This window comes from Streptomyces sp. NPDC059255 (genome assembly GCF_042752355.1).
Lineage (GTDB): Bacteria > Actinomycetota > Actinomycetes > Streptomycetales > Streptomycetaceae > Streptomyces.
In genome coordinates, this window is the sequence record NZ_JBHYZP010000055.1 from 36,126 (window position 1) to 45,320 (window position 9,195).

Genomic DNA, 9,195 nt, shown 5'->3' on the forward strand with positions numbered 1-9,195 from the left:
GAGAACCATGACAGCGCGCGAGATCCGCACCGGACTGAGTCTGGAAGACGTCCTGCTGGTGCCCCGGCGCACTTCTGTGGTGAGCCGTTCCGCCGCCGACATCAGCACCGAATTGGTGCCCGGCATCCCTCTGGCGGTCCCCGTCCTCTCCGCCAACACCCCTTGGTGCACCGGCCGCCGGATGGCCACGGCGATGGCCGTGTGCGGCGGGCTCGGGATCGTGCACCGTATGCAACTGGCGGAGGACCAGGCCGCCGACGTGGCCGCGGTCAAGGCGGGCGCCGTACCGCCGGACGCGGCCGCCACCGTCGACGAGCGGGGGCGGCTGCGGGTCGGCGCCGCCGTCGGGGTGACGGACGACTACCTGGAGCGGGCCGCACTGCTGGTCGAAGCGGGTGCCGACGTCCTGGTCACCGATGTGGCGCACGGCCACGCGGACTACGTGCTCGGAGCCGTGGAGAAACTGAAGGCGCGCTTCCCCGGGACGGCCCTCGTCGCGGGGAACGTCGCCACGGCGCACGGCACCCGGGACCTGATCGACTCGGGGGCCGACGCCGTCAAGGTGGGCATCGGCCCCGGCGGGATCTGCACCACCCGGATCGTCGCCGGGAGCGGGGTGCCGCAGCTCACCGCCGTGCTCGACTGCGCGGAGGAGGCCGCGAGGACCGGCACGCCGGTGATCGCCGACGGCGGGATCAAGGCACCCGGCGACGTGGTCAAGGCGCTGGCGGCGGGCGGAAGTTCGGTGATGCTCGGCAGCGCCCTCGCGGGCGCGGAGGAGAGCGAGGCGCGCCCGGTGGAGCAGGGCGGCACCCGCGTCAAGGTCAGTACCGGGTTCGTCACCTTCGGGATGCGGCTGACCCTCAAGCGGGCCCGCGGGGAGAGCGTCAGCCGGGCGGAGCTCGACGACTACACCCCCGAGGGGGTCGAGGCGACCTGGGCGTACACCGGCGGGGTCGCCTCCACGCTCCGGCCGTTCCTCGGCGGCCTCAGGTCCGGGATGAGCTACTCCGGCGCCCACACGCTGCGGGAGCTGCGGGAGAACGCGGAGTTCATCCGCGTCACCCCGGCCGGCCTGGCGGAGAACCGTCCGCACGCGTTGGAACGTACCGGACAGGTGGACCTGGACTACTCCGTGGAGGCCGCCGGATGACGGACCACCGCAGGACACGCCTGTGGGGCGACGGACGGTACGGCAGCGAGGAGATGCGCTTCCTGCTCGGCGACCTCCACCGCTACCAGCTCTTCGTACGGGTGGAGGGGGCCCTGGCCACCGTGCAGGGCCGGCTCGGGGTGATCCCCGCCAAGGCCGCGGAGGTGATCGGCGAAAGGGCCGGGAGACACGAGTGCGACATGGACCGCGTCGCCGAGCTCGAAACGGTGAGCAGGCACGAACTCCACTCCGTGGTGAAGGAGTTCGCGGACAGCTGTGCCCCGTACGGCCGCTATGTGCACCACGGCGCGACCAGCAGTGACGTCATCGACACGGCCCTCGCCCTCCAGCTCGACGGGGCGATCGTGCTCCTCGCCGAGCGGCTGGGCTCCCTGATGGCGACGCTGCGCAAGCAGATCGAGAAGGAGGGGCGCCGGGTGATGATCGGCCGTACCCACGGCCAGCACGCCCAGCCCGTCACCCTCGGGTTCAAACTGGCCGTCGCACTCGACCAGTTGACGCGCTGCCTGGAGCGGCTCGGGGAGCTGCGCGGACGCGCCGTCATGGGCAAGATGGCCGGCGCGGTGGGCTCGATGGGCGGTCTGGGGGCGCAGGGGCCACGGGTCCAGAGCGAGGTGCTCGCCCTGCTGGGGCTGCCTGAGCCCCGGATCTGCGCCCAGGCGGTCGCGCGGGACCGCATCGCCGAGTTCGTCTGCTGGACCGCCCTCACCGCGGCCTGCCTGGAGAACCTGGCGACGGAGATCCGCAATCTCCAGCGGACCGAGATCGGCGAACTCGCCGAGTCCTTCGCCGAGGGCGACCAGATCGGCAGTTCGGCGATGCCGCACAAACGCAACCCGGTGCGCAGCGAACGGATATGCAGCCTGGCGCGGCTGGTGCGGTCGCTGGCGGGACCGGCGCTGGAGAACGTGGTGACCTGGCACGAACGGGACCTGGCGAACTCGGCCAACGAGCGGTACACCCTGCCGGAGGCGTGTGTGCTGCTGGACGAGATGCTCGTCACGGCCATCGCCGTACTGGACGATCTCCAGGTCTATCCGCGGCGGATGCGGGAGAACCTCGACCTGTCCCGCCGCAGCCACCTCAGCGAGGCGGTGCTGCTGGCGATGATCGACCGGGGGACGGACCGGCTCGACGCGTACCGGATCCTGCAGCGGGCCAGCGCGGTCGCCGCCCGCGAGGAGCGCGACCTGGTCGCGGTGCTGTCGGAGGACGAACAGGTGGCCGCCGCTCTCCCGCCCCACGAACTGGCCGGCCTCGCCGAGGCGGCCGTGGACGTCGGGTTCTGCGAGGAGCTGGCGGAGGACACCGTACGACGGTCGGTGGAGGCGCTCGACAAGGCGTCACGAGGAGGTCTGACATGCCTGGCACCGTGATCGTGGGCGGCCAGTGGGGCGACGAGGCGAAGGGGAAGATCTCCAGTTATCTGGCGGTGCGCGACGAGCCGGCGGTGGCGGTACGGGCGGGACTCGGGCCGGGCGCCGGCCATACGGTGGTACGGGACGGACGGACCCTGAAGCTGCGGCAGTTGCCGAGCGCGATCGTCCACCCGGGGGCCCGGCTGCTGCTGGGGGCCGGGGTGCTGGTCCGCCCCGAGGTGGTGCTGCGGGAGATCGAGGAACTCTCCGCCGGGGAGCGCGTGGGCATCGACTTCCGCGCCACGGTCATCGAACCGGGGCATGTGGACGCGGAGGCGGCCGACGCCGTGCTGCGCGAGCGGGTGCGCAGCACCGGCAGCGGACACGGGCCGGCGCTGGCCGCGCGTGCCATGCGCTCGGCGCGCCGGGCCGAGGACGTACCGGAGCTGAAGCCGTTCCTGACGGACGCGGTGCGGGAGGCGAACGACGCCGTCGACGCCGGGGAGCGGGTCCATGTCGAGGGCACCAACGGCTTCGGGCTGTCGGTCCTGTTCGGCACCTACCCGTACACGGTGGGGAAGGACAGCACCGCGAGCACCGCGGCCGCCGACGCGGGGCTGGGGCCGCTGGCGGTCGACGAGGTGGTGCTGGTCCTGCGCGCGTGTCCGACACGGGTGGGCGCGGGGCCCTTCCCCACGGAGATGGAGCCCGCGGAGGCGGAACGGCTGGGGATCGTGGAGTACGGCACGGTGACGGGACGGCGCCGGCGCTCCGGCACGTTCGACCTGGACCAGGCGAGGGAGGCCGTCCGGGTCAACCGTCCCTCGCGGATCGCGCTGACCTTCCTGGACCAGGTGGATCCGGAGGGGCGCGCGCTGCGCACCGACGCGTTGCCGCCGCGTGCGGCGGAGTTCGTGGCGGGCGTGGAGGCGGGGCTGGGGCTGCCGGTCGATCTGATCGGCACGGGACCCGACACCGCGGATGTGATCGACCGGTGGGGCGCGCGGCGTACGGGCGGAGGGCTCCGGTGAGCCCCGCGCCGGTGTGGCGGCGGGACCGGCTGCTGACCATCAGCTGGGACGCCATGGGCCGGATGCTCGGCGCGCTGGCGCGGGACATCACCGCGAGCGGTTACGCGCCGACGGTCGTCGCGGGCATCGCGCGGGGAGGGCTGCCACCCGCCATCGCCCTGTCGAACCTGCTGGCGGTGGCGGACTTCCGTATCCTCGCCATCCCGCGCAACACGTCCAACTCCCGGTACAGCGAACGGGGTGAGGCGGTGCTGGACTACGTGGTGCCGGACCGGGACATGAGGGGGGCGCGGGTCCTGCTGGTCGACGACATCATGGGGGACGGAGGGACCATGGCGCTGGCCGTGGACACCGTACGGAGGCTCGGTGCCGAGGAGGTGCGCACCGCCGTCGTGGTGCGCAATCTGGGGGCGGCGAGCTCCGCCGACTTCACGGCGGTGGAGGTGGACGACTGGACGGTGTTCCCGTGGGAGACCCCGCCGGGGCCGGGCGAGCTCTCCGTACCGCTGCCGGCGCCGGCGTGAGGGGCACCACCGTCGTCCTCGACCGGGACGGGACGCTGCTGGACTTCTACGAGATGTTCCACCGGTTCGTCCTCGACCTGCACGAGCGGCAGCGGGTGACGCCGCCGTCCCGCGAGGAGATCCTCGGTTTCGCCTACTGGACCGAGATCACCAGTGGGCGGCTGCGGATCGGCTCGGTACGGGTGCGGGACCGGGTGGACGAGGTCGCGCTCCGGTACATGGAGCACGGCAGGCTGTACGCGGGGGTGCCCGCGATGCTGACCGCGCTGTCCGGGGCCGGTGTACGGCTCGCGCTGGTCAGTTCCTGGGTCGGCACGGAGCCCACGGTGTCGCTCTTCGAGCGGTACGGGGTGCGGGCCTGCTTCGGGCCGGTGCTGACCCGGGACGATCTGGCCGGCCGCGGCACGGAGACGGTCGACGCCGACTGCAAGACGGAACTGGCACGGCGGGCGCTCGACGATCTCGGCCACCCGCCCGGCGACCGACTGTACGTGGTGGGCGACACCCCCTCGGACATGGTGCTGGGCCGGCGTCTGGACGCCGTGACCGTGGGCGTGCGGACGGGGAACGGCGGGACGCTGCCGGATCCGGGGGCGCCCGGCGGACCGGATGTGCTGCTCCCGTCGGCCGCGGGACTGGCCGAGCTGGTGCTCGGGAACTGAGCCGGGCCGGACGGGCTTCCGGGACGGGCACGGCGGGTGGGGGGCTCTCCTCGTACGGTACAAGGGGAGCCCCCCACCTGTGCCGCCGTGGCGGGGGCCGGCGGTACGGGCCCCCGGCCCCGCCGCCCCCCGGCCCCGCCGCCCCCCGGCCCCGCCGCCGCGCGGCGCCCGCGCCCGCGTCACGGCACGGCGAACTCGGTCACGTCGTCGAGGTAGTCGGTCGGGTCTGCCAGCCCCGCGCTTCTGAACGCCTCGCGGCGCTCGTAGCAGGTCCCGCAGGTCCCGCAGTGCCGGTCGCCGCCCTTGTAGCAGGACCAGCTGCGGGCCAGCGGGGCGTCGAGGCGCGCCCCGTGCGTGGCGATGTCGGCCTTGCTCCAGGTGAGGAAGGGTGCTTCCACCCGCGGGGTGGGGAAGCCCTCGTTGGCCACCGTGACCAGGTCCCGCAGCGCGGAGATGAACGGGGGCCGGCAGTCGGGATAGACGAAGTGGTCACCGGCGTGCATGCCGAGGGCGACGATCGCGGCGCGGTGGGCCACCCCCACCGAGACCGCGACGTTCGCCAGCACCGCGTTGCGGTTCGGTACGACGGTCACCCGCATGGAGCGCTCCGCGTAGTGCCCGTCCGGCACCTCGACCTGATCGTCCGTCAGCGCGGACCCTTGCAGCAGCGCGCCGAAGCCGCTGAGGTCGACGACGTGGTGCCGGGCGCCGTAGTGGGCCGCGACGGAGCGCGCCGCGTCGATCTCCCGGCGGTGGCGCTGCCCGTAGTCGACGGTGACGGCGATCAGCGTGTGGCGGAGGGCGGCGTAGTGCGCCATGAGGGTGGTGGAGTCCATGCCGCCGGAGAGCACCACCACGGCGGTGAAGGGGTCGGGCAGGGCGTCGTCCTGCTTGGTCGGGTTGTCGTCCTGGTCCATCGGAGCCTCCGGAATTCCGGAACGGGAACGGCCGCGTCCGGCCGTCGGCCGGACGCGTGGGTCCAGGGTGACCGGGAGGGGGGCCGCGGGGCATCACGGGCCGGGCCGTACCCCGGTTCCGGCCGGTACCGAGGTACGGCGCCCGGGGTCCGAAGGGCTCGGGGGTCAGGTGGACGAGCCCGCGTCGAGCAGCAGCGGCCACAGTCCCGTCGTACGGAACAGGTGGGGGAAGTCCTTGCGGCCGGTGATGCCGAGCTTGCGGTAGGCGCTGGACAGGTGGAGTTCGACCGTGCGCCGGGTGATGTGCAGGTTCGACGCGATGTGTTCGTTGGTCAGCCCGCGTACGGCGTCGATCAGGATCTGGTTCTCGCGCCGGGTCAGGGTGAGCACCCCGCCCAGGGGGGAGCGCCGCGCGGCGCGCTCCTCCGCGACGCCCAGCCGCTGCCGCAGCCTGGTCACCAGGGGCCGTGCCCCGCAGCGGTCGGCCAGTTCCAGCGCCCTGGTCAGTTCCCCGGACGCCTCGTCGTGGCGTCCTTCGTCGAAGAGGAGGCAGGCGAGATCGGCGCTGGCGTGGGCGAGGTCGAACGCGGCGCCGGTCTCCGCGAGCAGCCGTACCGCCTCGCGCAGCAGTGGTTCCGCCCGTCCGCGCTCCGGCTGGACGGATCCGAGTACGCGCAGGGCGACACCCCGCTCCCGCGGGGTGTTCACGGCTTCGGCCGCGCGCATCAACTCCGTTGCCACGGCGACGGCTTCGTCGTTCCGTCCGAGCTGGGTGAGTACTTCGGCGGTGTGTACGTACCGGTGGACGCCCGCGGTGGCTCCCCGCGGGGTGCCGGTTCCGGCGGGCCCCTCGGTGACACCCTCCTCCGCCGTGCCGAGGTCTCTGGCGGCTCCCGCCAGGTCCCCGCCGGCGGAGCGCAGCCGGGCCCGGGTGACCAGCAGGTCCCGGTGGAGCCAGCCGTGCGGCAGGCCGCCCAGGCAGCCGTGCTCGCGCAGCAGTGCCCGCGCCTCGGCGTCGAGCCCCAGACTGATCCGGACATCGGCCAGCATGCCCACGGCCCAGACCAGCAGGGGATGCATCGGCCGGGCCCCGTAACGGACCAGCGCGTCCACGCACTCGGCCAGCTCGTCGTGGGCGACGCGCAGCCGGCCGCGCATCAGCGCCATGCGCGCGGTGACCGGCAGCAGAAGGGCCCGGTGCAGGGGATGTTCCTGGCAGCGGACGCACTCCTGGTGGAGCCGCAGATACGCCATGGCCTCCTCGTCGCGGCCGTTCCACGCCAGTGTCATCAGTGCCGTCATCGCCAGCAGCGGATAGAGGCACAGCGCGTCGTCCGCCCGCAGGGCCTCCCGGGCGCGGCGTACCGTGGTGGCCACGTCGCCTCCGTCCAGATGGCCGCGGAGCGCGGCCACCGCGGCGGCCGCCGCCCGGCCCTGGTCCGGTCCGTGCAGGTCGAGAACGTGTGCCGGGTCCCCGTTGGATACGAGCAGATCCTCCCCGGGCCGGGCGGCGGGCAGCGGCGGGCGGTCCCGCAGGCAGTCGAACATCCGGTGGAGCTGCGGCCAGCCGGAGAGGCGGCGCCGGGCGAGGGCCGTGGCCGGGGCGACAGTCTCGCCGGACGGCGCCCTGAGACACAGCGCGGAGCTGATGCGCGCCAGGAACGGGGCGCCCGGGCCGTCCGCGACGGATCCGCGGGAGGTTCCGCTCCCGTTGCCGCGCCCCGGCTCGTCGGCCGCGGTGACCTCCTCCAGCGTCCGGATCGCCTCGTCCAGGCCGCCCGCCAGGTCGATCCGCATCCGCACATCGGTCAGCTCCAGCAGTGCGGAGCGGCGTTCGGCCCCCGAGGCCATCTTCACCGCGTGTTCCAGATAGCGTCCCGCCTTCTCCGGCTCCCGTGCCGCCAGCGCGCCGCGGGACGCCAGCAGCAGCACGGGGACGGGCCAGGCCTCGTCCAGCGCGACGGTCGAGGCGGTGAGGTGGTGGACGATCCGCTCCACCGGCGCGTGTTTGTCGTGCAGATAGGTGGCGGCGGCGAGATGGGCGGCGTTCCTGGCCATCAGCGTCGTCCGGCCGAGCAGGGCGTTGTGCACGACGCGATGGCGCAGCACGAGCCGGTCGTCGTCCTCCACCAGCCTGGTCCGCACCAGCAGGTCGGTGGCGGCGAGCGTCTGGTGCAGTGACAGCCGGCTGAGGTGGGCGACCAGCAGCGGGTCCGCCGCGGTGTCGCCGCCCGCGAGGGCGATCGCGGTGGCGACCTTCAGGGCGTTCGGATCGATCCGGGTGAGCCGGCTGCCGACGAGGCGCGCGACGGCGGCGGGCGCCGACGCCGCGACGCCGCCGCGGGCCTGTCCGAGGGAGGGCCGTTCCCGCAGCAGCCGGGCGATCTCGACGAGCATGAACGGATTGCCGGCGCTGACCCGATGGCACTCCTCGACGAGGTGGGGGCGGGGGGTGAGCCGCAGCTCGCGCTTGAGCAGTGCGGCGGTCTCGGTCCGGGTGAGTCCGGTCATCCGGCCGTGCCGGGCGCCGTCGAGCAGTGCGCCGAAGCGCGGGTCGTCGCCGGTCTCCCCCTCCCCCGCGGACAGCACCAGCAGCACCCGGGTGGCGGGCGGGCCCGCGAGCGCGCGGCGCAGGAAGTCCAGCGAGGCGGCGTCCGCCTGGTCCGCGTCGTCCAGGGTGATGACCAGGGGCGCCTCGGCGGTCAGGTCCGCCAGGGCGGTGCGGACGGCGGGCAGCGACGCCGACAGGGGGCCGGGAGCGGAGCCGGGCCGCAGGTGCGGGGGCGCGCCGGGATGGAGGGCGGATTCCAGACATGCGCGCCCCTGGTGGTCGGGGGGCAGCAGCACCGCGAGGTCCGCGAGGAACCGCTGCGCGAGGATCAGGGGACGGTCGTGGTCCTGGGGGTCGCACAGGAGGGCGACCGTACGGCAGCCCTGAGCCAGGGAGGCCGACGAGAACGCGCGGAGCAGGGTCGTCCGGCCGATTCCCGGTTCCCCGGTGACCAGACACCGGACGGATCCGCCGTGCGCGCAGTCCTCCAGAGCCCCGCTGAGCAGCCGTATCTCCGTCCGGCGCCCCGCCATGAACACATGACGTTCCTCTTCCTTACGGCCCATGAGACCCCTCCGCCACACTTCATTGATGTGCCCTCTGTAGCACCGACTTGTCTGCTCCCTGCCGCGCTTTTCTGAACGGATTCACCTGTGCCTGCCGCAAGAGGCACACAGACAACGCGCTTTGCCCTGGCGGAGAAGGGCGATGTATGCGCTCGCAGAACGACGGCGCTTAGGTGGCCGAAAGTGAATACCCGCCGAATGGCGGACGTAGCCTGGTGGCGCAGATATCGATCACCGCAATGGAGAGAGGTGCCGGACGTGTCCGCTGTCGCACCCGACGGACGCAAGATGCTGCGACTGGAGGTCCGGAACAGCCGGACCCCCATCGAGCGCAAGCCCGAGTGGATCAAGACCCGGGCGAAAATGGGCCCCGAGTACCAGCAGTTGCAGAAGCTCGTGAAGAGCGAGGGCC

At 73.3% G+C, this 9,195-nt stretch carries 7 protein-coding genes and 1 pseudogene; 6 read left to right on the forward strand and 2 right to left on the reverse strand.

Going from position 1 to position 9,195, the window contains the following annotated elements; genetic code table 11:
- The first annotated feature begins 7 nt into the window (after positions 1-7).
- Genes ACFXKG_RS38515 through ACFXKG_RS38535 form a run of 5 tightly spaced genes read left to right on the forward strand, consistent with a single transcriptional unit; the run spans position 8 to position 4,749 of the window.
- Positions 8-1,153: an IMP dehydrogenase gene (locus ACFXKG_RS38515; RefSeq protein ID WP_384849398.1), complete on the forward strand. Its 1,146-nt coding sequence runs from the start codon at positions 8-10 to the stop codon at positions 1,151-1,153.
- Complete coding sequence (gene purB, locus ACFXKG_RS38520) at positions 1,150-2,550, forward strand: adenylosuccinate lyase (RefSeq protein ID WP_384849401.1); 1,401 nt, start codon at positions 1,150-1,152, stop codon at positions 2,548-2,550. Before ACFXKG_RS38515 ends, purB begins: the two co-directional genes overlap by 4 nt.
- Positions 2,535-3,563 carry an adenylosuccinate synthetase gene (locus ACFXKG_RS38525; protein WP_384849404.1) on the forward strand — a complete coding sequence of 343 codons (1,029 nt, stop codon included), beginning with the start codon at positions 2,535-2,537 and terminating at the stop codon, positions 3,561-3,563. The genes purB and ACFXKG_RS38525 overlap by 16 nt, the downstream gene beginning before the upstream one ends.
- The gene (locus ACFXKG_RS38530) at positions 3,560-4,087 is read left to right on the forward strand and encodes a phosphoribosyltransferase (protein WP_384849407.1); all 528 of its coding nucleotides are present in this window, start codon (positions 3,560-3,562) and stop codon (positions 4,085-4,087) included. Before ACFXKG_RS38525 ends, ACFXKG_RS38530 begins: the two co-directional genes overlap by 4 nt.
- The gene (locus ACFXKG_RS38535; protein ID WP_384849410.1) at positions 4,084-4,749 is read left to right on the forward strand and encodes an HAD family hydrolase; all 666 of its coding nucleotides are present in this window, start codon (positions 4,084-4,086) and stop codon (positions 4,747-4,749) included. The genes ACFXKG_RS38530 and ACFXKG_RS38535 overlap by 4 nt, the downstream gene beginning before the upstream one ends.
- 179 nt (positions 4,750-4,928) lie before the next feature.
- Here ACFXKG_RS38535 and queC read toward each other — a convergent pair whose 3' ends face one another.
- Together queC and ACFXKG_RS38545 are read right to left on the reverse strand one after the other, a co-directional pair.
- Complete coding sequence (queC, locus tag ACFXKG_RS38540; RefSeq protein WP_384849413.1) at positions 4,929-5,666, reverse strand: 7-cyano-7-deazaguanine synthase QueC; 738 nt, start codon at positions 5,664-5,666, stop codon at positions 4,929-4,931.
- 165 nt (positions 5,667-5,831) lie between these two features.
- The gene (locus ACFXKG_RS38545; protein ID WP_384849416.1) at positions 5,832-8,783 is read right to left on the reverse strand and encodes an AAA family ATPase; all 2,952 of its coding nucleotides are present in this window, start codon (positions 8,781-8,783) and stop codon (positions 5,832-5,834) included.
- A 258-nt stretch (positions 8,784-9,041) separates the two neighbouring features.
- Here ACFXKG_RS38545 and ACFXKG_RS38550 point away from each other — a divergent pair.
- A pseudogene (locus ACFXKG_RS38550) lies at positions 9,042-9,195 on the forward strand (lipoyl synthase); the annotation flags it as partial.

What these genes read in the sequence shown, in the direction of transcription:
- ACFXKG_RS38545 (WP_384849416.1), bottom strand. Translation starts at nt 8,783, where the DNA reads ATGGGCCGTAAGGAAGAGGAACGTCATGTGTTCATGGCGGGGCGCCGG.
- ACFXKG_RS38525 (WP_384849404.1), top strand. Translation starts at nt 2,535, where the DNA reads ATGCCTGGCACCGTGATCGTGGGCGGCCAGTGGGGCGACGAGGCGAAG.
- purB (WP_384849401.1), top strand. Translation starts at nt 1,150, where the DNA reads ATGACGGACCACCGCAGGACACGCCTGTGGGGCGACGGACGGTACGGC.
- ACFXKG_RS38515 (WP_384849398.1), top strand. Translation starts at nt 8, where the DNA reads ATGACAGCGCGCGAGATCCGCACCGGACTGAGTCTGGAAGACGTCCTG.
- queC (WP_384849413.1), bottom strand. Translation starts at nt 5,666, where the DNA reads ATGGACCAGGACGACAACCCGACCAAGCAGGACGACGCCCTGCCCGAC.